The sequence below is a fragment of the Bacillus paralicheniformis genome, from assembly GCF_002993925.1.
In the GTDB taxonomy this organism is placed as follows: domain Bacteria; phylum Bacillota; class Bacilli; order Bacillales; family Bacillaceae; genus Bacillus; species Bacillus paralicheniformis.
This window is the reverse complement of sequence record NZ_CP023665.1, coordinates 3,280,074-3,302,500: the sequence shown is the minus strand read 5'-3', so window position 1 is coordinate 3,302,500 and position 22,427 is coordinate 3,280,074. Positions and strand designations below refer to the sequence as shown.

Genomic DNA, 22,427 nt, shown 5'->3' with positions numbered 1-22,427 from the left:
GTCTTCAGTTTTCATTGCAGTATTGGAGCCATTAGCTCAGTTGGTAGAGCATCTGACTTTTAATCAGAGGGTCGAAGGTTCGAGTCCTTCATGGCTCACCATTTTCATGCGGATGTGGCGGAATTGGCAGACGCGCTAGAATCAGGCTCTAGTGTCTTTTAAAGACGTGGGGGTTCAAGTCCCTTCATCCGCATTGCCAATCTATTTTGCGGAAGTAGTTCAGTGGTAGAACACCACCTTGCCAAGGTGGGGGTCGCGGGTTCGAATCCCGTCTTCCGCTTGATCATCTATGCGCCCGTAGCTCAATTGGATAGAGCGTTTGACTACGGATCAAAAGGTTAGGGGTTCGACTCCTCTCGGGCGCGCCATTATATAACGGGAAGTAGCTCAGCTTGGTAGAGCACATGGTTTGGGACCATGGGGTCGCAGGTTCGAATCCTGTCTTCCCGACCATTATTTGGGGCCTTAGCTCAGCTGGGAGAGCGCCTGCTTTGCACGCAGGAGGTCAGCGGTTCGATCCCGCTAGGCTCCACTTTGTTATCTTTAATATTCACCATGGCGGTGTAGCTCAGCTGGCTAGAGCGTACGGTTCATACCCGTGAGGTCGGGGGTTCGATTCCCTCCGCCGCTATTAAAGGACCTTTAGCTCAGTTGGTTAGAGCAGACGGCTCATAACCGTCCGGTCGTAGGTTCGAGTCCTACAAGGTCCACCATTGTTACGGAGGAATACCCAAGTCTGGCTGAAGGGATCGGTCTTGAAAACCGACAGGGGTGTCAAAGCCCGCGGGGGTTCGAATCCCTCTTCCTCCGCCATATATCTATTATTGTTTTGATCATCGCGGGGTGGAGCAGTTCGGTAGCTCGTCGGGCTCATAACCCGAAGGTCGCAGGTTCAAATCCTGCCCCCGCAACCAAATTTAAATTCATTGCCAAAATGGTCCGGTAGTTCAGTTGGTTAGAATGCCTGCCTGTCACGCAGGAGGTCGCGGGTTCGAGTCCCGTCCGGACCGCCATTTAATAAAGGCTCGGTAGCTCAGTTGGTAGAGCAACGGACTGAAAATCCGTGTGTCGGCGGTTCGATTCCGTCCCGAGCCACCATTTTACAATTTTATATATTGCGGCGGTTGTGGCGAAGTGGTTAACGCACCAGATTGTGGCTCTGGCATTCGTGGGTTCGATTCCCATCAACCGCCCCATGCGAAATGCGGGTGTAGTTTAGTGGTAAAACCTCAGCCTTCCAAGCTGATGTCGTGGGTTCGATTCCCATCACCCGCTCCATTTGCATATCATGGGCCTGTAGCTCAGCTGGTTAGAGCGCACGCCTGATAAGCGTGAGGTCGATGGTTCGAGTCCATTCAGGCCCACCATGATATTCCGCAGTAGCTCAGTGGTAGAGCTATCGGCTGTTAACCGATCGGTCGCAGGTTCGAATCCTGCCTGCGGAGCCATGGAGAAGTACTCAAGTGGCTGAAGAGGCGCCCCTGCTAAGGGTGTAGGTCGCGTAAGCGGCGCGAGGGTTCAAATCCCTCCTTCTCCGCCATTTTTTTAATAAGGCCCGTTGGTCAAGTGGTTAAGACACCGCCCTTTCACGGCGGTAACACGGGTTCGAATCCCGTACGGGTCATCATGTTAAACTCTGCATCATTATGATGCGGAGTTTTTTTATGCCTGTATGACTTCAGTCAATGTTCAAAAAGGATATTGTTGAACTTTGTCAATAAAAAGAAGCGCTTTCATGAAAGGGATCAAGCCATATTATGCGAATAAAAGAGTAATCTTTAAATATAGTGGCAGAAAGGATGAAATCAATGGCTGGTGTGAGTGCCTCGGATATTAAAGCGCATCTCTTTCATGACGGTCGGCTTTATGAATGCTACAGATTTTTCGGCGCTCATCAAATGGAACAGGACGGCCGCCAAGGTTTTCGCTTCTGTGTTTGGGCCCCTCATGCGAAGGAAGTTCGAATCGCCGGAACGTTTAACGGCTGGTCCGGTGCCCGGCATCAAATGGAGCGTCATCAGGAAGGCATATGGGAACTGTTTATCCCCGGCATAGGAGAAGGGGAGCTGTATAAATATGAAATGATCACAGCCGCAAATGAAACAAAATTGAAGGCCGATCCCTATGCTTTTTTTTCTGAAGTCAGGCCGAAAACGGCATCGATCACTTATCAATTGGCCGGATACCCATGGGGCGACCGAAAGTGGCAAAAGAAAAAGAAACAAAAAAACGTATATGAAAAACCGATTTCCATCTACGAGCTTCATGTCGGTTCGTGGAAAAAGAAAGCGGATGGGCGTTTTTTCACATACCGGGAACTGAGCGAAACAGTCATTCCTTACGTTAAAGAACACGGATTCACACATATCGAGCTGATGCCGTTGACAGAGCACCCGTTTGACCGTTCATGGGGCTATCAGACAACGGGGTACTACAGTCCGACGAGCAGATATGGCGAACCGCATGACTTGATGTATTTTATCGATCAGTGCCATCAGCATGAGATCGGCGTTATTATGGATTGGGTTCCCGGCCATTTCTGCAAAGATGACCACGGCTTGTATTTGTTTGACGGTATGCCGCTGTATGAATATTCACATGAGCATGACAGGGAAAATTGGGAATGGGGGACCGCCAATTTTGACCTCGGAAAACGAGAAGTTCGCAGTTTTTTAATCTCGAATGCGTTGTATTGGATCGAGATGTATCATATAGATGGATTTCGAGTCGATGCAGTTGCAAACCTCCTGTATTGGCCAAACCGTCCTCAGGCTGAAGCGAACGGCTTTGCCGTCGAATTTATTCAAACTTTAAATGAACAGGTTTTTGCAAAAGACCCCCACTTTTTAATGATTGCTGAGGACTCCACAGACTGGCCGCTTGTGACGCATCCGACCTATGCAGGCGGTCTCGGGTTTAATTATAAGTGGAATATGGGTTGGATGAACGATGTATTAACCTATATGGAAGCTTCCCCAGAACAAAGAAAACACCTGCATCATCTTGTTTCATTCTCCTTAATGTATGCCTACTCAGAAAATTACATCCTGCCGTTCTCCCATGATGAAGTGGTATACGGCAAAAAGTCTCTGCTTCATAAGATGCCCGGCGATTACTGGCAGAAATTCGCCCAGTACCGCCTGCTGATCAGTTATTTTACGCTGCACCCGGGAAAAAAACTTCTCTTTATGGGCGGTGAGTTTGCTCAATTTGATGAATGGAAAGACGAAGAAGAGCTCGATTGGTTCTTGGACGATTTTGACATGCACCGCAAGGCCCGGATGTTTACAAAGGAGGCTCTTCACCTCTACAAAAAAAGCCGTATTCTGTATGAAAATGATCATCGGCAGCAAGGATTCGAGTGGATTGACGTCAACAATGCGGAACAGTCGATTGTATCGTTTATCCGCTATGGAAAACAGCCCGGTGAAGCGTTGATTATCGTCTGCAATTTTACGCCTTCCGTTTATCACGAATATCAGGTCGGCGTCCCTTTTCAAACCGAATATATCGAAGTGCTTAACAGCGATGATGCAAAATACGGAGGTTCACACCAAATCAACCCGAAACGCCTTCAAGCAAAAGCAGGCGTTCTGCATGGCAAACCATACAGCATCAGCATGACAGTCCCTCCGCTGGGAGCTGCGGTTTTCAGAGCAGTCAAAAAGAGAGGAGCGAAAAAGGGATGAAAGAACAATGTGTGGCTATGCTTTTGGCTGGCGGCAAGGGAAGCAGGCTGAATGCCTTAACGAAAAACCTCGCAAAACCGGCCGTTCCATTTGGCGGCAAGTACAGAATCATCGATTTTGCCCTCAGCAACTGCGCCAACTCGGGAATTCATCATGTCGGTGTGCTGACTCAATACCAACCGCTTTTATTAAACTCATATATCGGCATCGGCGAGCCATGGGATCTTGACCGCAATGACGGCGGGGTCTCCATTTTGTCCCCTTATGCAGAAGCGTCAGAAGTGAAGTGGTACAAAGGAACGGCAAGCGCGATTTATGAAAACCGCCATTTTTTAAAAGAGCTTCAGCCTGAACATGTACTCATCCTATCAGGAGATCATATCTACAAAATGGATTACGGAAAAATGCTCGAATACCACGTGGAGAAACAGGCTGACGCCACCATTGCCGTCATCGAAGTGAGCTGGGCAGAAGCCGGCCGTTTCGGTATCCTTCATACGAATGACAAGATGGAGATTACAAGCTTCGAGGAAAAGCCGAAATACCCGAAGAGCAACTTGGCATCGATGGGTGTCTACGTTTTCAAATGGAGCGTGCTTGAAGAGGCGCTTGAACGCGATGAAAAAAAATCCGGCTCAAGCCACGATTTCGGTAAAGATATCATACCGGCTCTTCTCGAGGAAAAGAAGCAGCTGAACGCTTATCCGTTTAAAGGGTACTGGAAGGATGTCGGTACGGTCAGAAGTTTATGGGAAGCTAATATGGATCTGCTTGGAGATCATCCTCCACTTGACCTGTTCGAACGGAACTGGCGGATTTATTCCGTCGCTCCGAACCTACCGCCGCAGTTTGTTGCCGAGCAGGCGGACATCAAAGAATCGCTCATTAGCGAAGGGTGCGCCGTATATGGAGCTGTCACCCGTTCGGTTATCTTTCAGCGCGTTGCAATCGGCAGACATTCCGCGATCAAACGTTCAGTCGTGATGCATGACGTTTCAATTGGAGAGCATGTTGAGATCGAAAATGCTATTGTATCGGCAGGAATACGAATTCCGGACGGATTTCACGCGAAGGCGGAAGATGGCGAAATCCTGCTGATCACAGAGGAATATGTCAAAAAACATAAGGTTGTTTAAACAACACGGAGAGGCGGATGGTGCCAATGAATAAACAAATGCTGGGGATTATTGATGCAGCTGTCAACCAGCACTCTCTTCAGGATTTAACGGCCGGACGTTCGATCGGAGCCGTTCCATTTGCAGGAAGGTACCGGCTGATCGATTTTGCGTTGTCAGGCATGGTTCATGCAGGCATTCGGAGTGTCGCTGTATTTTCCAAGTCTCCGTACCGTTCCTTGATGGATCATTTAGGATCGGGAAAAGAGTGGGATTTAAACAGGAAAAGGGACGGTCTTTTCTTTCTTCCGTCTTCGATTCCCCATGACGAGCATGTCGGGCTTGGTTCGTTTCGGCAATTTGCCGAGCATCTCGATTATTTTCAAAGAAGCACTCAGCCATATGCTGCTGTGGCAAACAGCTATACGGTCTGTCACATTCCTTTTCAAGAAGTGCTCAACCAGCACCTTGAATCCGGGTGTGATCTGACTGAAGTTTGTCAAGAAGGAAAACCTTTAGGTTTGTATGTCACGAAAAAAAGTCTGTTGAGAGAGATGGTTGAAGGGCATTGCGCCGGAGGAGCGCAATCTTTTGAGGAAGTCTGCCGGAAAGAGCGTGGTTCGCTATCCGTCAACAGCTATGAGCATTCGGGGTATACCGCCGTGATCGATTCCCCCGAAAGCTATCTCTTTCATAGTTTGAACCTCATCCAGCCTGTGTTTCGGGAGCAAGTCTTTCATATGAGCCAGCCTGTCTACACAAAAATAAAAAACGATCCTCCAGTAAAATACGCTAAAAACAGCAGGGTAAAGCAATCGATTATCGCTAACGGCTGCGTCATCGAAGGCGAGGTTGAAAATTCGGTCTTGTTCAGAGGAGTTCACGTAGGAAAAGGAACGACCATTAAAAACAGCGTGATTATGCAAAAAACAAGGATTGGAGAAAACTGCCGACTGGAGCACGTCATCTGCGACAAGGATGTCAAAGTCGGCCATCATATCGAAATGTCCGGCACTATGAGCCTCCCTTTCATCATAAAAAAAGGAGCCGTACAAGGAGCGCTGATGAACTCTTGAAAGTCTTATTCGCTGTCTCTGAATGTGTGCCGTTTGTTAAATCAGGCGGGCTCGCCGATGTCGCCGGTGCGCTCCCGAAAGAACTCGCCCTTTTAGGAATAGAAACGGCTGTCATGATGCCGAAATACAGCTTGATTGCGGAAGATTTCAGAAGAAGGATGGTTAAAACGGCTGAATGCGAAGTTCGCGTCGGGTGGCGCAGGCAGTTTTGCGGCATTGAACACCTTGAACATGACGGAATTTCTTATTATTTTCTAGATCATGAGTATTATTTTAACCGGGATTCCCTCTACGGCCATTATGATGATGGAGAACGGTTTGCTTTTTTCTCGCGGGCCGTTTTGGAAGCATTATACGCGCTGAATTTTGATGCTGATGTCATCCATACCCATGATTGGCACGCAGGGATGATCAATTATTTATTAAAAGAGGAATATCAAAAAAAACCGTTCTATCAGCGCATGAAAAGCGTATTCACCATTCATAACCTTCAATTTCAGGGGATTTTTCCGAAGGAAGCGGTCCATGACTTGCTCGGCCTTGACATTTCCCACTTCACAACGGAAAAGCTCGAGTTTTATGGACACATCAATTATATGAAAGGCGGCATTATTGCCGCTGATCAGGTGACAACGGTCAGTCCGACGTACAGCAATGAAATTTTGACTCCATACTACGGCGAGCGGCTTGAAGGGGTGCTGGCAGACAAGAAGGATGTGCTGACCGGCATTTTAAACGGGATTGATGATGAACTGTACGACCCTTTAAATGATCCTCACATCGATTATCATTACGATGCCGTCAACCGTGACGGAAAACGGAAAAATAAAGCTGTGATCCAGAAGACATTCGGTCTGCCGGTGAATGAAGACATTCCGCTCATCAGCACGGTGACAAGGCTGACGAAGCAAAAAGGCATCGATTTGATCAAGCGGGTATTGCACGAACTGTTTCAAGAAGAAGACATGCAGCTGCTCGTTTTAGGAACCGGAGAAGCGGAATATGAAAATTATTTTCGCTATATGGAGCAGGCTTTTCCGGAGCGGTGCAAGGCGTATATCGGTTTTCATGAACCGCTCAGCCGCAAGATTTATGCCGGCAGCGATCTTTTCCTGATGCCTTCAAAATTCGAGCCGTGCGGTCTTGGGCAGCTGATTGCCCTTAGATACGGAGCGGTTCCGGTTGTCAGGGAAACAGGCGGGCTTCACGATACAGTGACCGCTTACCAGGAAACAAACGGTGAAGGCAACGGTTTTACGTTCGCCCATTTTAACGCCCATGATATGAAGTATACGATTAAAAGAGCACTGTCTATATATCACCGGAAAGAAGAATGGGGCAGTATCGTTCAAAAAGCCATGACACATGATGTCAGCTGGGCTTTGTCAGCCCGTCAGTATCAGCAGTTATACAGCCGGGAGATAAAGGGGGAAGCGCCATGTTCTCGTGTAAAGAAAGCTTTAAACAATGCTTTTTGAAGCGTCTTGAACGGTTGTGCGGAAAAAGCTTTCGGGACTCTTCTACGCTTGACCAGTATCAGACGCTCGGCATCATGGTCAGGGAACATATCAGCGCAAACTGGATCAGGACCAATGAAAGGAGCCGCTCCAACCAAAATAAACAGACCTATTATTTATCGATTGAATTTCTTCTGGGCAGACTGCTCGGCCAAAACCTGCTCAACCTCGGCGTCCGTGAAGTTGTCCAAGAAGGTCTTTCCGAGCTTGGCATTTGTCTTGAAGACATCGAAGAGGCCGAAATGGATGCAGGCCTTGGCAATGGCGGATTGGGCAGGCTCGCGGCGTGCTTTTTGGATTCACTGGCTTCGCTCGACCTTCCCGGGCATGGGATGGGGATTCGCTACAAGCATGGCTTTTTCGAACAAAAAATCGTTGACGGTCATCAAGTCGAACTGCCTGAACAATGGCTCAAACATGGGTACGTCTGGGAAATCCGCAACGCCGATCAGGCTGTTTGTGTTCGTTTCGGCGGGCGGGTCAAGATGGCGCAGGAAGGAGGGCGCCTCCGCTTTTGGCAGGAAGAAGCGGAAGTGATGACAGCCGTGCCTTACGACATTCCGATCATCGGCTATGAGACCGAGACGGTCAATACCCTCCGGCTGTGGAATGCGGAGCCTTGCTCGCTCCATCATGAACCGAATATTTTGAAGTATAAGCGCGAGACAGAAGCTGTATCTGAATGCCTGTATCCGGATGACACGCATGACGAAGGCAAGATTCTCCGTTTGAAACAGCAATATTTTTTAGTATCGGCAAGCCTGCAAAGCATTGTGAAATGCTATAAGAAAAATCACCCGTCACTCCATGATTTTCATCAAAAAGTTGCGATCCATATCAATGACACCCACCCCGCTCTGGCTGTGCCGGAATTGATGAGAATTTTGCTTGATGAAGAAAAAATGACGTGGGATGAAGCGTGGCATGTTACCGTACATACGATTTCATATACGAATCATACGACGCTTGCCGAAGCGCTGGAAAAATGGAGGATCGATTTAATTCAACCGCTTCTGCCGAGAATTTTTATGATCATTGAGGAGATCAATGAGCGGTTTTGCGGCTGGCTGTGGGAAAAATACCCGGGTGAATGGGGAAGGATCGAAAAGCTAGCCGTCATCGCCCACGGCGAAGTGAAAATGGCCCATCTGGCGATCGTCGGAAGCTACAGTGTTAACGGCGTAGCCAACATTCATTCAACCATATTAAAAGAGCGGGAAATGAACGACTTTTATTCTGTATTCCCTTTTAAATTCAATAATAAAACGAATGGCATCTCACATAGAAGGTGGCTGTTAAAGGCAAATCCGCCGCTGGCGAACCTGATAACTGAAGCGATAGGAGACAGGTGGCTGAAAGAACCGGAAAGCCTCTTGGATCTTCGTCCGTTTGTGCACGATTCCGCGTTTCTTGAAGCATTTCAGCGCATCAAAAGGGAACGAAAGCAGCTTTTAGCAGACATGATGAAAGGCAGCATCGGATTCGCCATTAATCCTGACAGCATCTTCGATGTTCAAGTCAAGCGTCTCCACGCTTATAAGCGCCAGCTTTTAAATGTGCTCCATATCATGTACTTGTACAACAGGCTGAAGGAAGACAAAGGCTTTGCCATTTATCCGCAAACATTTATTTTCGGGGCAAAAGCATCGCCGACTTATCATTATGCCAAAAAGGTCATTAAACTGATCCATTCAGTCTCAGATAAAATCAATCATGATCCGGATGTCAGACAATCGATCAATGTCATCTTTCTGGAAAATTACCGGGTATCAACCGCCGAGCGTATCTTTCCGGCGTCAGATGTCAGCGAGCAAATATCTGCGGCAAGCAAAGAAGCCTCCGGTACAGGAAACATGAAGTTCATGATCAATGGGGCTTTGACGATCGGCACGCATGACGGCGCCAATATTGAAATGCTTGAGAGGGTGGGGCACGAGTGTATTTACACGTTCGGTTTAAAGGCGGATGAAGTGCTGAACTACACTGAAAAAGGCGGCTATCTGTCAAGGGAATACTATCAGCATGATGCAAGGATCAGACAGACGGCCGATCAGCTGATCAATGGTTTTTTCGAAGGGGAAGCCGGCGAATTTGAGCCGATTTATGACTCGCTGATCGCTTATAATGATGAATACTTTGTTTTAAAAGATTTTGCTTCTTATATTGAAGCACAGGAACGGATTCAAAAAGACTACTTGAATAAGCGTCTTTGGGCCGAAAAAGCCGTCACAAACATCGCGCATGCCGGATATTTTTCAAGTGACCGCACGATCAGGGAGTATGCGGAAGACATTTGGGAAATTGAGCCGTATCACCGCTGAATTTAAAAACGCTAAGCCCCTGACCCGCGGGGCTTAGTCTTCTTCAGTATAAGGATCCTTTTCATAAGCCGGGAGATCACCGAAAGAGGTCATGATGCCTTCTTCATCAAGAAGGTCTTCATATTTTTCGTGTTCTTTCGTCGGGTAGACGGTTACTTCTTTTCCGGTAATGTCTGTTGCGGCATAGTTTTCGTAATCTTCGACATATCCGAGCGGCTCTTCATATTCCATGTACATCTGGCTGTATGAAAGCGGCGGAACGGCCAGATCCTGAGGTGTTTCAGAATTGCCGTAGCGTTCGACGTCCTGGTAAGCGTCTTCTGAATCGTATGCGACGTTTTCGTCGTCTTCGTCTTTTTCAAAATGTCCGAACGGGGGGTTCAGCACTTCTTCTTCAATCGGACGGTCTTTTGAAACGGAGACGGTTGACGAATGTTCGCTGCATGTCGTTGCGGTTGGCAGTACGGACAGCCTTTCATACGGGATATCCTTTCCGCATACCTCACAGCGGCCGTATGTTCCTTTTTCGATCAAAGCCAGAGCATGTTCGATATCGTGCAAATGCTCTCTTTCATGTTCAAAAAGAGCAAGATCTTTTTCGCGTTCGTACAGTTCTGTACCTTCATCTCCTGGATGGTTGTCATAAGCCGAAAGATCGCCCGTCGAGTTGAACGGATGCGTCACATCGATGCCAAAATGTCCGTTTTCTTTAAAGCGGCTGACGATCTGTTCTTTCCCGGCTTTCAGTTCATTTTCGAGTTTTGTCAACTGTTCTTTTGTTAGCACATGCATCGCCTCGTTTCTTTAAAGTGCTCGCGTTTTTAGTATGAACGAATTCAAACAGAACTTTCTTGTAAATAAAAGCAAAAAAAAGAGCCATAAAGGCTCCTTTTTTAAAAAATATACTGAATGAGCAGGGCAATGGCGAGCAAAAGGCCGAAAAAGGTGTTCGTCTGCGCCGTTGATTTCATGGCGACCATCAGATCCGCCGGTTTTTCTTTTTCCTTGAACTCCTGGATGGCTTTAATCGGTTTCGGCAGGCTTAATAGAACAATACAGCTCCATAGAGAAACGATCTCAAAGCCGATGTATATACCGATCAATATATAGGAAACAGCAAAAACCCAGCTCAAAATCTGCACGGCATTTTTTCTTCCAGCCAAAATCGGCAGCGTCTTCCTTCCGTTTTCTTTATCTCCGACCATATCGCGGATATTATTGGAAAGATTGATGCCTCCGACTAAAATCGTAATCGGAAGGGAGATCAGAAAGACGTTCCAAGTCAGCCCGCCAGTCTGAATATAATATGAAATCAGAATGATGACCATTCCCATAAAAACGCCCGACATAATTTCACCGAACGGCGTATAGGAGATTGGAAACGGTCCGCCCGTATAAAGATAGCCGACGGCCATGCATACCAATCCGATCAACGCAAGCCACCAGCTTGAAGAAGCGCAGATGTACAGGCCGAGTAAAACGGCTGCTCCAAACAGTCCGTATGCCAGGTATAATACCGTCTTTGGCTTCATTCCATAGCGGACGATAGCACCGCCGATGCCGACCGAGTTTTCATTATCAAGTCCTCGTACAAAATCAAAATACTCATTGAATAAGTTCGTTCCGATTTGAATTAATATTGATGCGGCCAGCATAGCTAAAAACAGCCAGATATCAATTTTTCCCGATTCAAGGGACATTACGGTCCCGAGCGTTACAGGGACAAAGGCTGCTGTCAGTGTATGGGGTCTTGTTAACATCCACCATACGCGCCATTTTTCCGGCTTTATTTCAGAAACACTCCCTGAAAGTGATTGATGCTGCATATAGTATGACTCCTTTAGTTTTAATACGTACACGTCCATACTAAGTTTAGAAAAAGTTAAAAAAGGTGTCAATATAATGGGTGATATTGTTAGAAAAAAAGCGGCCGTCACGCATTTCGAAAATATTAAATGACCTTGTCTTTTTCAATCGGCCGATTACGTTTATAATAGGTAAGGGCGGTTGTTAATAAAGTGTCGTTTTGTTGACACATACCGTTCACAGGTGTATGGTTATAAAAGCATTTTACGGATTTTGGAGGAATGTATCATGGTGACAACAGTGCAGCGCACTTTCCTAAGGGAAGCGCCTGAAGCATTAAACATCGTCAAAAAAGTCAACCATGCTGTTTTAATAAGTTATTCCAGAAAAATTGAGAGCATAGATGCTCTTTCCTTTTTCATAAATGGGGAAGAACAATTTGCCGGGAAACGGTTCTTCTGGTCTGATCCCGACGGCGGACTGACGCTTGTCGGATTGGGAAAGGAAATTTCGGTTTCCACAGACCTGAAGGATGCCGGACGTTATCAGGCTGTACATGAAAAATGGGAGCGCTTAAAAGAGAAAACCTTTCACTTCCACGAAGATCAATGCACGAGTCAGGCAGCGGTGGGGCCATTGCTGTTTGGCGGTTTTTCATTTGATCCGCTGGAAGATCGCAAGCAGCATTGGAACGGCTACCAGGAAGGCGCTTTTTTTATTCCTACCGCTATGCTGACACAGGACGGAGAGGAAACGTTCATTACGGTCAATAGATGGAAGGCTCCTGAAGAGGATGTGCGCAAAGTACTTGAAGAAATAAAGGGCGCTGCTTCACAGCTGATCAAGGCGGACGCTTCCCGTTATCCCGAAAACGGTCATGCGCGATTTACCGCCAAGGAGGAGCTTGATGTTCCTGAATGGCTTGAAGCGGTCCGGCGGGCGACTGACGACATTAAAAACGGGAAGTACGATAAAGTTGTGCTCGCCAGAGAGATCCTTTTAACGTTCGACCAGCCAGTCGAACTTCACAGAGTATTATTCAATCTGATGTCTGAACAAAAAACGAGCTATATATTCGCTATTGAAGAAAACGGCAAAAGTTTTGTCGGCGCGTCACCTGAACGACTGGTCAAAAAAGACGGAGACAACGTGCTGTCGACCTGCCTTGCCGGTTCAATCAAGAGAGGCGAAAGTGAGCAGGAGGACCGGATGCTCGGTCTTGAGCTGTTAAACGATGAAAAAAACCTTATCGAACACGACATTGTCGTCAATATGATTCATCAGGCGCTATTGTCAAATTGCAGCAATATCAAAAAGCCGGCCAAGCCGGGACTATACAAAACAAAAAATGTGCAGCATTTGTATACGCCGATTGTCGGCAAAATGAATGCGGAGTCCTCGCTTTTTGATTTAATCGAGAAGCTTCATCCAACTCCTGCACTTGGAGGAGCGCCTCAGCAAAAAGCGATTGAGGTCATCAGAGTGTTGGAGCCGATGTCAAGGGGCTGGTATGCGGCACCGGCGGGCTGGATCGACATGTCCGGCAATGGGGAATTTGCGGTGGCGATCAGGTCAGGACTTATCGATTCAAAAGAGGCCAGAATTTTTGCCGGCTGCGGGGTTGTGGCTGATTCCGATCCTCATATGGAATACGAAGAAACGCAAATTAAGATGAAGCCGATGCTGTCTGCACTTGGAGGCGATATCCGTTGACTGAAAATCCAATTACAAAATATATAGGGAATTTTATTGATGAGCTTTCTCTTGCAGGCGTGACAGAAGCGGTTATCTGCCCGGGATCAAGATCGACGCCCCTTGCGATTTTGGCCGCGAGTCATCCGGACATCAATGTTCATATTCATGTGGATGAAAGATCCGCTGCGTTTTTTGCAATGGGCATGGCAAAAGCTATGCGGAAGCCTGTCGCATTGATCTGTACATCCGGAACAGCTGCGGCGAATTTCTACCCGGCTGTGATCGAAGCTCATTATTCAAGAATACCGCTTATCATCTTAACGGCTGATCGGCCGCATGAACTGAGAGAAGTAGGAGCACCTCAGGCGATTGATCAGCAATTCTTATTCGGAAACTTTGTTAAGTTTTTCACAGACTCGGCTTTGCCTGACAGTCATCCCGAAATGCTGGCGTACATCCGTTCTTTGGCAGCACGCGCAGCCGGAGAAGCCAAAAAAGCGCCGCGCGGACCCGTGCATATCAACTTTCCGCTGAGAGAGCCGCTCATGCCGAACCTTGAGGATGACCCGTTTCAAAGGTTGAGAAACGGCAGTCATGTGGCGGTTGAAAGCGGCCGCTTTCGTGCTGACCGGCATCAGCTTGAAGCGCTGAGCGCTCTGATCAAAGAGACGGAAAAAGGCATGATCGTCTGCGGAGAGCTGCAAGATGATAACGCCAAAGCACATATTGTATCTCTCTCTCAGGCAGCGGGATATCCGATTTTGGCTGACCCGCTTTCAAACTTGAGAAACGGCAGCCATTCAAAAGAAACCATCATCGATGGATACGATTCATTATTGAAAGAAGAACAGCTGAAACGGGAGCTCATGCCTGAGCTAGTCATCCGCTTCGGCGCGATGCCGGTTTCAAAGCCGCTTTTTCAGCTGCTAAAGCAAAATCCGAGCATCAGGCAAATCGTTGTTGACCCAGATGGAGGGTGGCGCGATCCGACTCAGCTCAGTGCACATATGCTGCATTGCGCGGAAAAAGAGATTGCGGCTGCTGTGGCTTCCGCTGTCCATTCAGAAAAAAGATCAGACAGCTGGCTGGAGAAATGGCGGTTTGCCAACAGCCGCTTCCGAGCTCTTTTAAGAAATCTTGAAGCTGAGGATCTTACCTTTGAAGGAAATATCTACCGGAACCTGCAGCATTTGATTCCGGAAAACAGTTCCCTGTTTGTCGGAAACAGCATGCCGATCCGCGATGCGGATACATTTTTTGAAAATCAGGAGCGATCATTCCGGATTTTCGCCAATAGAGGGGCAAACGGGATTGACGGCGTTGTCTCGACTGCGCTGGGCATATATGCCGCAACGAAAGAACCGGTAACTCTTGTCATCGGCGATCTGTCTTTTTATCACGATTTAAACGGCCTTCTTGTCAGCAAAACGCTCGACATTCCGCTGACTGTCGTTCTCGTCAACAATGACGGCGGCGGCATTTTCTCATTTCTTCCCCAATCTGCTGAAGAAAGGTACTTCGAGCTCTTGTTCGGAACGCCGACGGGGCTCGAATTCGAGCATGCCGCCAAGCTGTATGGGGGACGCTATGTATGCCCTGAGTCATCCGCTCATTTTGCCGATGCGTATTTGTCCTCCGTCAACCGCCGCGGCTTGGATATCATTGAGGTGAAAACGAAGCGCGATGATCGTGTAGAGCAGCATCGCCGAATGCTTGATTCCGCAATGTATGAAATAAGAAAAGAGTGGCCGTTTTGAAATTAACACTGAAAGACGGCGTTTCCTATAAAATAGAAGACAATGGCCTGTCTGCGGAAAAAACGGCGGTGTTTTTGCATGGCTTTACAGGAAGTGCGGCAACATGGGACGGGATAGACGGCTATTTTCAGGGGCTGCGTCTGATCAAGCTGAACCTGCTCGGACACGGCGGAACAGACTCGCCGGCAGACAGCAGCCGCTACACAACAGAGAAGCAGGCAGCCGATCTGATCGAGATTTTTGATCAGTTAAATGTGAAACAGGCTTACCTCATCGGTTATTCAATGGGCGGCCGGCTTGCCTTATCAGTGGCGATGATTCATCCGGAGCGTGTGTCCGGTCTTGTGCTGGAAAGCAGTTCTCCGGGGCTTGATTCGCCGGAAGAAAGAAAAATGCGCAGGGAGCAGGACAGCCGGCTCAGCAGACGGATACTTGAAGAAGGAATCGAGTCTTTCGTAGATTATTGGGAAGGCATTCCGCTGTTTGCATCCCAGCTGTCAATGGACCCTTCGAAAAGAAAAAAAGTGCGTGAAGAACGTCTGAACAACAATCCGGTCGGGCTTCGAGGCAGCTTAATCGGAATGGGAACCGGATCACAGCCGTCCTGGTGGAACAGATTGAGCGGAATCGATGATCCGGTGCTTCTCATTGCGGGGAGCCTGGATCGGAAATTTATCGCGATCAATGAAAGCATGGCAAAGCGAATTCCAACTGCCCGCCTCGAGATTGTTGAACATACCGGTCATGCGGTTCATGTGGAAGAGCCCGATTTTTTTGGTAAAATAGTAAGTGAATTTATTTTAAAATAGGAGGTACACATCTATGACTGTAGAATGGAAAAGCGAACGTCAATACGAAGATGTATTATATGAAACATATAACGGCATCGCCAAAATCACGATCAATCGCCCTGAGGTACATAACGCATTTCGTCCAAAAACGGTTTCGGAACTGATCGATGCGTTTGCATATGCACGGGATGATGCCAATATCGGTGTCATTATCCTTGCAGGGGCCGGCGATAAAGCGTTTTGTTCAGGAGGAGACCAGAAGGTAAGAGGACACGGCGGCTATGTTGGTGAAGACGAGATTCCACGTCTGAACGTTCTTGATCTTCAGCGGCTGATCCGCGTCATTCCGAAGCCTGTTGTTGCGATGGTGTCAGGCTATGCGATCGGCGGCGGCCATGTGCTCCACATCGTATGCGATTTGACGATTGCTGCAGACAACGCAATTTTCGGACAAACAGGGCCGAAAGTCGGCAGCTTTGATGCAGGCTACGGATCAGGCTATCTGGCGCGTATCGTCGGTCATAAAAAAGCGCGTGAAATCTGGTATCTGTGCCGTCAATACAACGCTCAGGAAGCTAAGGAAATGGGCCTTGTCAATACGGTTGTACCGCTTGAAAAGCTTGAAGAAGAAACGATTCAATGGTGTGAAGAAATGCTTGAGAAAAGCCCGACAGCACTCAGATTTCTTAAAGCGGCCTTTAATGCCGACACGGACGGGCTTGCCGGCATCCAGCAGTTTGCCGGAGATGCGACACTGCTTTATTACACAACAGATGAAGCGAAAGAAGGCCGCGATGCGTTTAAAGAAAAACGCCGTCCAGATTTCGGACAGTTCCCGCGTTTTCCTTAAAAGACGGAAGAGAGAAACAGCTTAGTGCGACTGAGCTGTTTCTTTTATCATTCAAGATATTTTTTGGAGATGATGATATGCTGATGGACCATCCGAATTGGCTTAAACAGCGAGCAGAGCTGACTCCTGACAGGATGGCTGTGATTCAGGGGGATCACAAGCTGACTTTTAATCAATTGTTTCATGAAGCAAAAAAAACGGCCGGGCAGCTGAAGAGCTTTGGTCTGAGGAAAGGGGATACAGCGGCTGTACTTCTCACCAACCGGCTGGAGATGGTTATCGCCGTCCATGCCTGTTTTATTCTCGGAGTTCGCATCGTTTTGCTGAATACGAAGCTGTCAATGGCCGAACGAACATATCAAATTGAACACTCGGAAGCAAAGCTATTGCTTACAGAACAGCCTTTCCTGGAAGAGCATAGAGAGGGCAAGCCGGCCCGCGCTGTTGACATTGAAGACGTTCAAAACGCCGCCGGCCCTCCGGTTACGGAAATCGAGAGCATTCATTTGGACGATGCAGCCACAATTATGTATACGTCCGGAACGACAGGACGGCCGAAAGGGGTTATGCAGACATTTGCCAACCATTATTTCAGCGCGGTTTCATCCGCTTTGAATTTGGGGCTCCAAGAACACGATCGCTGGCTGATCGCCTTGCCGCTTTTCCACATCAGCGGCTTATCGGCTCTTTTTAAATCGGTCATTTACGGAATGACAGTTGTTTTACATCAAAGGTTTGACGCGGAAGAAGTTCTCCGTTCGATCAAAGACAATCAAGTAACGATTGCATCGGTCGTTCAGACGATGCTGTCAAGGCTTGCGGCAAAAGTCGACAGCTGCCCCGAATCATTAAGGTGCCTGTTACTGGGCGGAGGGCCTGCTCCGCTTTCTCTCCTTGAGGAATGCAAAAGAAAGAGGCTGCCTGTCGTACAGTCATACGGAATGACTGAAACGTGCTCACAGATTGCCACCCTCGCCCCAGAATACTCGATTGAAAAGCTCGGTTCAGCCGGCAAGCCGCTGTTTGCATCAAGCATTAAAATCGAAAAGAACGGCACGGAATGCCAACCCGGAGAACATGGAGAAATAACCGTAAAAGGGCCGACCGTTATGAAGGGCTACTTAAAAAATGAGGCGGCAGACAAAGCCTCATTCAATGATGGCTGGTTTAAAACTGGTGATATCGGGTATCTTGACGTTGACGGATTTTTATACGTGCTGGACAGGCGTTCAGACTTAATCATATCAGGGGGAGAAAACATCTATCCGGCTGAAGTCGAGGCCGTTCTTCTGTCACACCCCAAAGTTGCGGAAGCGGGGGTAAAAGGGGTCGATGACAAAACTTGGGGAAAGGTTCCCCACGCCTATCTTGTCGCCGCCAGCCCTGTTGATGAAGAGGAGCTGAGCGACTTTTGCAAAGAACGGCTTGCTTCCTATAAAGTGCCTAAAGCCTTTCATTTTGTCGGCAAGCTGCCGAGAAATGCTTCGAATAAACTGATGAGACATCAATTGTAGAAGGAGAGCGCCATGATTCAAATCAAACAGCTGACATTGTACCATCTCAGCATGCGGCTGAAAAAGCCTTTTAAATCAAGCTTGGAAACCTTTCAGGATCGCAAGTTTATCATCATAGAAGCTGCTGACCGGGAAGGGGTGACAGGCTGGGGGGAAGTATCCGCTTTTTCATCTCCGTGGTACACAGAAGAAACAACGGAGACATGTTACCACATGCTAAAAGATTTTTTGATTCCGGCTGTGCTGCGCGAATCATTCACACACCCTTCAGAAGTGCCCGAGACGCTTCGCGGATTCAAAGGCAACAGAATGGCAAAGGCCGGCCTTGAAGCCGCCTTTTGGGACATTTACGCCAGGAAAAAAGGGATCTCTTTAAGAGAGGCGCTGGGCGGAGTAAAAACAGAAGTTCCTGCCGGGGTCGTCGTCGGTCTTGCTCCATTGGATGATATGCTTGAGGAAATTGAACAATATGTAAAAGAAGGTTATCAAAGAATAAAAATCAAAATTCAGCCGGGGCAGGATATAGAGCTTTTAAAGGAAATACGCCGGCATTTTCCGAAGGTGCCGCTGATGGCGGATGCCAACTCTTCTTATGAATTAAAAGACATCAGCCGGATTAAAGAGCTTGACGCATTTAAATTAATGATGATCGAACAGCCTTTGGCGGATGATGATATCGTAGACCACCGCCATCTGCAAAAACATATCAAAACATCAATTTGTCTTGACGAAAGCATCCGTTCTGCTGATGATGCGCGAAAGGCAATCGAGCTCGGCAGCTGCAAAATTATCAATATTAAGCCGTCCCGAGTCGGCGGTTTGACAGAAGCTCTGAAAATCCATGACATCTGCAAAGAACATCAAATGCCTGTCTGGTGCGGCGGCATGTTTGAAACCGGTATTTCAAGAGCACACAATCTTGCGCTGAGTTCTCTTCCGCAGTTTTTGATTCCCGGGGATCTTTCTTCATCCTCAAGGTATTGGGAAGAGGATATCGTAAAACCGGAAATCCGCATCGAAGGCGGCTATATTCAGGTTCCAAGCCGACCGGGAATGGGCTTTGAAGTGGATACTCATGTTTTAAGAAAGAATTCATCTAAAATAGATGTTTTCAAACAGTAAAGGCTGTTTTAAACGCTGATTTCCAGATTTTCAAGCTTTGTTAAATGGACGGCCTCTCATGTATAGTAAAGCTGTACATTATTCCCTTCTCGTTTGGACCGGCTTTCAAGCCGGTTTTTTTAAAAATATGAAAAGAGCTGCCTTTATGACAGCCCTTTTCTTTAATCGCCCAAAAGCAAATCTTCGTGTACGATCTGTCCAATCAGCCGGTCCGCTTGATCCGGCAGCCCGTCCAGACATCCGTATTCATAATCCCATAAGTTCATGAAGGAGCAGGCGGCTTTTTGAAATGCGGTTTCGTCCGCCCCGTGGATTTCCTGATAAAAAGCCTGTAGCAGCGACTCTTTATTCATGACTGTCCCTCCTTCATTCATCCGCTTTAATGATGTTCAGGTTTAAATGTTTTACAATCCGTTTCTTTGCTATTAGAAGCTTTTTCACCTTCAGCATGGCTGACGACATAAATGGCGTCGGCTGTACACTTGTTTCCCTGGCCCCAATAGGTGCAGTTGCTGACTTCACACAGTATTTTTTGTTCCATATCATTTTGGCCCCCTTTAAAAGTTGTACACATTTAGCTTAACCTTATTCATGCTGTTTGATGTACCTCTTGTCCTTCATGAACAATTTCCAGAAATAATAAAAGCCGGGGAATAAAATAATAAAACCGACGATATAGGAGATGAACAGCGCCCTGAATGTCTCCGGCGCGGTGAAGCCTGATTGAATCGTGACATCAGGATAGACCATGTAAGGAAGGTGCGCTCTCCCGTACACATAGCTCGCCGTAAAATACTGCAGCGTAATGGCGATGACGGCGAGGCGAGGCTTTCCCTGTCGGTCGCTGTTATGTCTGTTTGGCAGAAACAAAGCCGCAAATGCGACGAGAAACAGCAAAAACGATAAAATCAGCCACGGAAGCCCGTCCATCATTTTTGTATAAAGCCAGCGGGCTTCCGTCCTCATGGTCATCATGATGCTGAATGACATAAGCAAAGCGAGCGGGCCGGTGATTAAAGCGTTTCGGCGGTAGACCTGATACGCGTCTTTTTCTCCGGCTACATTTGAAAAATCAGCCAGCAGCAATGAAGACAGAAACAGCGTGCTGAAAATGGCAAAGCCCATAAAAGAATAGGCATGAGGGCTTAAAAACAAATTAATAAAATCCAATTGGTGGTTTCCGTCTACCTGATATACGAAGTTGCCGTGTGTCACGGGCAAGACAAGGATTAAAACAGCCGGAATGATAAAGCCGCTGATCCCTGAAACGTAAGTCAACGCCCTTTCATAATCTTTTGCTGCGTGCGAAAAGACCAAAAATCCGCTTCGAATCGCCAAAAGCAATAAAATAATGCTGCCGGGAAGCAAAAGCACCGTTCCCAGCACAAAAGTGCCGCCCGGGAAAAAGCTGAAAAGGGCCACGACGATTCCGACGATGAAAACATTGGTCACTTCCCAGGTCGGGGAAAGGTAGCGGTTTGCAATATTGGTTGCTTTCAGCTGTTTTTTGTTCATATAGATCATCGACCAAAATCCCGCTCCAAAATCCATTGACGCCATCACAGCGTAGATAAATATAAATCCCCAGACGATCGAAATAGCCAGCAGGGCATCTGTTGTTCCATCCAGTTGCATCATATGACTTCCCTTCTGTTTTTTTGTGCATTCAGCTGCTTTTTAAATCTTCTTCGACAGGGTGGCGTTTAAAGTAATATTGCAATACGAACACCACCGCTGCTCCTAAAATGATGTAGACGATAAAGAACAAAAGAAACAATATGCCGATCGAGCCGGAGGATGTCACTACTTCGGACGTTTTCTGCATATGGTAAATAACCCAAGGCTGCCTTCCGGTGCAAGCGAAAACCCAGCCCAATTCGATTGCAAGCAAAGCGAGCGGGCCGCCGGTTATAAACACGGCCAGCATCCAGCGGGGAAAGCGGTCTTTTTTCATGACTTTTCTCCAAATAAAACCGACAGCGGCATAAACAATCAAAAGGCTGCCGATAAAAACCATGCCGTTGAACAAAGTATGAATGAACAGAGGAGGCCACTCATCCCTTGGAAAGTCATTCAGTCCTTTTACAACGGTGTCAAAGCGGTTGTCGGCCAAAAAGCTTAAAGCCCAAGGAATCTCAATCGCCCATTTGACCGATTGCGTCTTTTCATCAGTAAATCCGCCGATCGCAAGTGGAGCGTGGGACTGAGTTTCAAAAAGCCCTTCTGCGCCCGCCAGTTTTTCAGGCTGGTAGCGGTGAAGAAGCTGTGCGGATTCGTGACCGCTCAGAGCCGTGACCAGAGAAAACGCTCCTCCGACAATCAGCCCGAGCAGCAGCGCTTTTCTATGAAGGGCGTAGACTTTTTCATCGCCGCGGTTTCGGAGCATTTTGTAAGCGGCTATCGTCGCAATAATAAACGCGCCCGTCATAAAAGCGGAGACGACAACGTGTCCTGCTGTAGCCACAAAACTTTTGTTGAAGAACGCCGTCCACGGCTGAACATCTGTAATTTCGCCGTTCACGATTTTGAAGCCTTCAGGCGTTCCCTGGAAAGCGTGCACATTTGTAATTAAGATGGCTGATGCGGCTGCTCCGATAACGATAAAAATGACAGCTGTAATTCTCATAAGAGGAGTCAGCCGATCGGCTGCGTAAACATAAATGGACATAAATAAAGCCTCAATAAAAAAAGCGTAGATTTCAATTTGAAATGGGAGGGACATGACTTTCCCGATCACTTCCATGAATCCCGGCCAAAGCAAGGCGAGCTGCGTTCCGGCAATGGTTCCGGTCGGTATGGCGACCCCGAGCAACACGGCCTGTGCCTTCGTCCATCTTTTGGCCATAATGGCGTAGTGGGGATCTTTCGTTCTTTGATAGATCAGCTCGGCCAGCAAAATCATTAAAGGAATTCCGACACCGAGCGAGGCGAAAATAATATGGAACCCCATCGTTGTTCCGAAAAGGCTTCTTGCAAAAATCAAGTCATTCATCCGGAAAACCACCTTTCATTTACACCATTTTGCTTTTTATTGTTTACCGCCTTTTTTAGATTATTCTTCCTGCGAGCGGTTAAAATGGATAAGGTGATCAAAACATGGCAAATGAACATTCATTTTTGACACAAGCATATGAAAGGTATATAATAAAACGTAATTATTACGTTTTGTTAGGA

General features: G+C 47.5%; 17 protein-coding genes and 18 tRNA genes. 29 read left to right on the top strand and 6 right to left on the bottom strand.

The genetic code is table 11. The features are described 5' to 3' along the window. Positions 1-25 precede the first annotated feature (25 nt). From CP943_RS16850 to CP943_RS16740, 23 genes are all read left to right on the top strand, one after another. Positions 26-101: transfer RNA gene (locus tag CP943_RS16850), tRNA-Lys, on the top strand. A gap of 7 nt (positions 102-108) precedes the next feature. After that, a tRNA-Leu gene (locus CP943_RS16845) sits at positions 109-193 on the top strand. Positions 194-208: 15 nt separating this feature from the next. After that, a tRNA-Gly gene (locus CP943_RS16840) sits at positions 209-280 on the top strand. Between the two features lie 11 nt (positions 281-291). Further along, positions 292-368: transfer RNA gene (locus tag CP943_RS16835), tRNA-Arg, on the top strand. An 8-nt stretch (positions 369-376) separates the two neighbouring features. Beyond that, positions 377-453 (top strand) — tRNA-Pro (locus CP943_RS16830). A 6-nt stretch (positions 454-459) separates the two neighbouring features. Further along, positions 460-532: transfer RNA gene (locus CP943_RS16825), tRNA-Ala, on the top strand. 25 nt (positions 533-557) lie between these two features. Then, positions 558-631, top strand: a tRNA-Met gene (locus CP943_RS16820). A 5-nt stretch (positions 632-636) separates the two neighbouring features. Beyond that, positions 637-713: transfer RNA gene (locus tag CP943_RS16815), tRNA-Ile, on the top strand. Between the two features lie 7 nt (positions 714-720). Next, positions 721-813: transfer RNA gene (locus CP943_RS16810), tRNA-Ser, on the top strand. 24 nt (positions 814-837) lie between these two features. Then, positions 838-914, top strand: a tRNA-Met gene (locus CP943_RS16805). 22 nt (positions 915-936) lie between these two features. Then, positions 937-1,013, top strand: a tRNA-Asp gene (locus CP943_RS16800). 9 nt (positions 1,014-1,022) lie between these two features. Further along, a tRNA-Phe gene (locus tag CP943_RS16795) sits at positions 1,023-1,098 on the top strand. Between the two features lie 22 nt (positions 1,099-1,120). Further along, positions 1,121-1,196, top strand: a tRNA-His gene (locus CP943_RS16790). An 8-nt stretch (positions 1,197-1,204) separates the two neighbouring features. After that, a tRNA-Gly gene (locus CP943_RS16785) sits at positions 1,205-1,278 on the top strand. A 12-nt stretch (positions 1,279-1,290) separates the two neighbouring features. Beyond that, positions 1,291-1,367, top strand: a tRNA-Ile gene (locus tag CP943_RS16780). A 6-nt stretch (positions 1,368-1,373) separates the two neighbouring features. Beyond that, positions 1,374-1,448, top strand: a tRNA-Asn gene (locus CP943_RS16775). Between the two features lies 1 nt (position 1,449). After that, positions 1,450-1,540, top strand: a tRNA-Ser gene (locus CP943_RS16770). Positions 1,541-1,552: 12 nt separating this feature from the next. After that, positions 1,553-1,624: transfer RNA gene (locus CP943_RS16765), tRNA-Glu, on the top strand. Positions 1,625-1,808: 184 nt separating this feature from the next. Next, on the top strand, positions 1,809-3,689 hold the full coding sequence (gene glgB, locus CP943_RS16760) for a 1,4-alpha-glucan branching enzyme (RefSeq protein WP_105981161.1): 1,881 nt from the start codon (positions 1,809-1,811) through the stop codon (positions 3,687-3,689). Continuing rightward, on the top strand, positions 3,686-4,825 hold the full coding sequence (locus CP943_RS16755; RefSeq protein WP_023855806.1) for a glucose-1-phosphate adenylyltransferase: 1,140 nt from the start codon (positions 3,686-3,688) through the stop codon (positions 4,823-4,825). The genes glgB and CP943_RS16755 overlap by 4 nt, the downstream gene beginning before the upstream one ends. Before the next feature lie 26 nt (positions 4,826-4,851). Beyond that, complete coding sequence (locus tag CP943_RS16750) at positions 4,852-5,880, top strand: GlgC family sugar phosphate nucleotidyltransferase (protein ID WP_023855807.1); 1,029 nt, start codon at positions 4,852-4,854, stop codon at positions 5,878-5,880. Further along, positions 5,877-7,358, top strand: coding sequence for a glycogen synthase GlgA (gene glgA / locus CP943_RS16745; RefSeq protein WP_051967034.1), 1,482 nt, complete (start codon positions 5,877-5,879; stop codon positions 7,356-7,358). The genes CP943_RS16750 and glgA overlap by 4 nt, the downstream gene beginning before the upstream one ends. Then, a complete protein-coding gene (locus tag CP943_RS16740) occupies positions 7,319-9,718 on the top strand; it encodes a glycogen/starch/alpha-glucan phosphorylase (protein ID WP_105981160.1) in 2,400 nt (799 codons plus the stop codon). The genes glgA and CP943_RS16740 overlap by 40 nt, the downstream gene beginning before the upstream one ends. 33 nt (positions 9,719-9,751) lie before the next feature. On the opposite strand, the gene CP943_RS16735 is transcribed toward CP943_RS16740, so the two are convergent. Then, on the bottom strand, positions 9,752-10,504 hold the full coding sequence (locus CP943_RS16735) for a TraR/DksA C4-type zinc finger protein (protein ID WP_023855810.1): 753 nt from the start codon (positions 10,502-10,504) through the stop codon (positions 9,752-9,754). A gap of 107 nt (positions 10,505-10,611) precedes the next feature. Then, positions 10,612-11,544 carry a 1,4-dihydroxy-2-naphthoate polyprenyltransferase gene (locus tag CP943_RS16730; protein WP_020452697.1) on the bottom strand — a complete coding sequence of 311 codons (933 nt, stop codon included), beginning with the start codon at positions 11,542-11,544 and terminating at the stop codon, positions 10,612-10,614. A gap of 268 nt (positions 11,545-11,812) precedes the next feature. Between CP943_RS16730 and CP943_RS16725 the strand changes: the two genes are divergently transcribed. The 6 genes from CP943_RS16725 (at position 11,813) to menC (ending at position 19,253) form a co-directional block, all read left to right on the top strand. Next, a complete protein-coding gene (locus tag CP943_RS16725) occupies positions 11,813-13,237 on the top strand; it encodes an isochorismate synthase (RefSeq protein WP_023855811.1) in 1,425 nt (474 codons plus the stop codon). After that, entirely contained in the window at positions 13,234-14,976 is a 1,743-nt protein-coding gene (gene menD, locus CP943_RS16720; protein WP_105981159.1) for a 2-succinyl-5-enolpyruvyl-6-hydroxy-3-cyclohexene-1-carboxylic-acid synthase, read from the top strand. Before CP943_RS16725 ends, menD begins: the two co-directional genes overlap by 4 nt. Further along, entirely contained in the window at positions 14,964-15,785 is an 822-nt protein-coding gene (menH, locus tag CP943_RS16715) for a 2-succinyl-6-hydroxy-2,4-cyclohexadiene-1-carboxylate synthase (protein WP_025810960.1), read from the top strand. Before menD ends, menH begins: the two co-directional genes overlap by 13 nt. A gap of 13 nt (positions 15,786-15,798) precedes the next feature. Continuing rightward, entirely contained in the window at positions 15,799-16,617 is an 819-nt protein-coding gene (gene menB / locus CP943_RS16710; protein ID WP_020452693.1) for a 1,4-dihydroxy-2-naphthoyl-CoA synthase, read from the top strand. A gap of 77 nt (positions 16,618-16,694) precedes the next feature. Further along, a complete protein-coding gene (locus tag CP943_RS16705; RefSeq protein ID WP_025810961.1) occupies positions 16,695-18,131 on the top strand; it encodes an o-succinylbenzoate--CoA ligase in 1,437 nt (478 codons plus the stop codon). A gap of 12 nt (positions 18,132-18,143) precedes the next feature. Next, positions 18,144-19,253, top strand: a complete 1,110-nt coding sequence (gene menC, locus CP943_RS16700; protein ID WP_020452691.1) for an o-succinylbenzoate synthase — start codon at positions 18,144-18,146, stop codon at positions 19,251-19,253. A gap of 161 nt (positions 19,254-19,414) precedes the next feature. Here the strand turns inward: menC and CP943_RS16695 are convergent, their stop codons facing one another. From CP943_RS16695 to CP943_RS16680, 4 genes are read right to left on the bottom strand one after another with little or no spacing between them, the layout of a single operon-like run. Beyond that, a complete protein-coding gene (locus CP943_RS16695) occupies positions 19,415-19,606 on the bottom strand; it encodes a hypothetical protein (protein WP_020452690.1) in 192 nt (63 codons plus the stop codon). 26 nt (positions 19,607-19,632) lie between these two features. Continuing rightward, a complete protein-coding gene (locus tag CP943_RS16690) occupies positions 19,633-19,794 on the bottom strand; it encodes a DUF1540 domain-containing protein (protein ID WP_075212789.1) in 162 nt (53 codons plus the stop codon). Positions 19,795-19,838: 44 nt separating this feature from the next. Further along, positions 19,839-20,882 (bottom strand): cytochrome d ubiquinol oxidase subunit II, encoded by a 1,044-nt coding sequence (locus tag CP943_RS16685; protein ID WP_025810962.1) that lies wholly within the window; start codon positions 20,880-20,882, stop codon positions 19,839-19,841. A gap of 37 nt (positions 20,883-20,919) precedes the next feature. Then, a complete protein-coding gene (locus tag CP943_RS16680; protein WP_023855818.1) occupies positions 20,920-22,245 on the bottom strand; it encodes a cytochrome ubiquinol oxidase subunit I in 1,326 nt (441 codons plus the stop codon). Positions 22,246-22,427 lie beyond the last annotated feature (182 nt).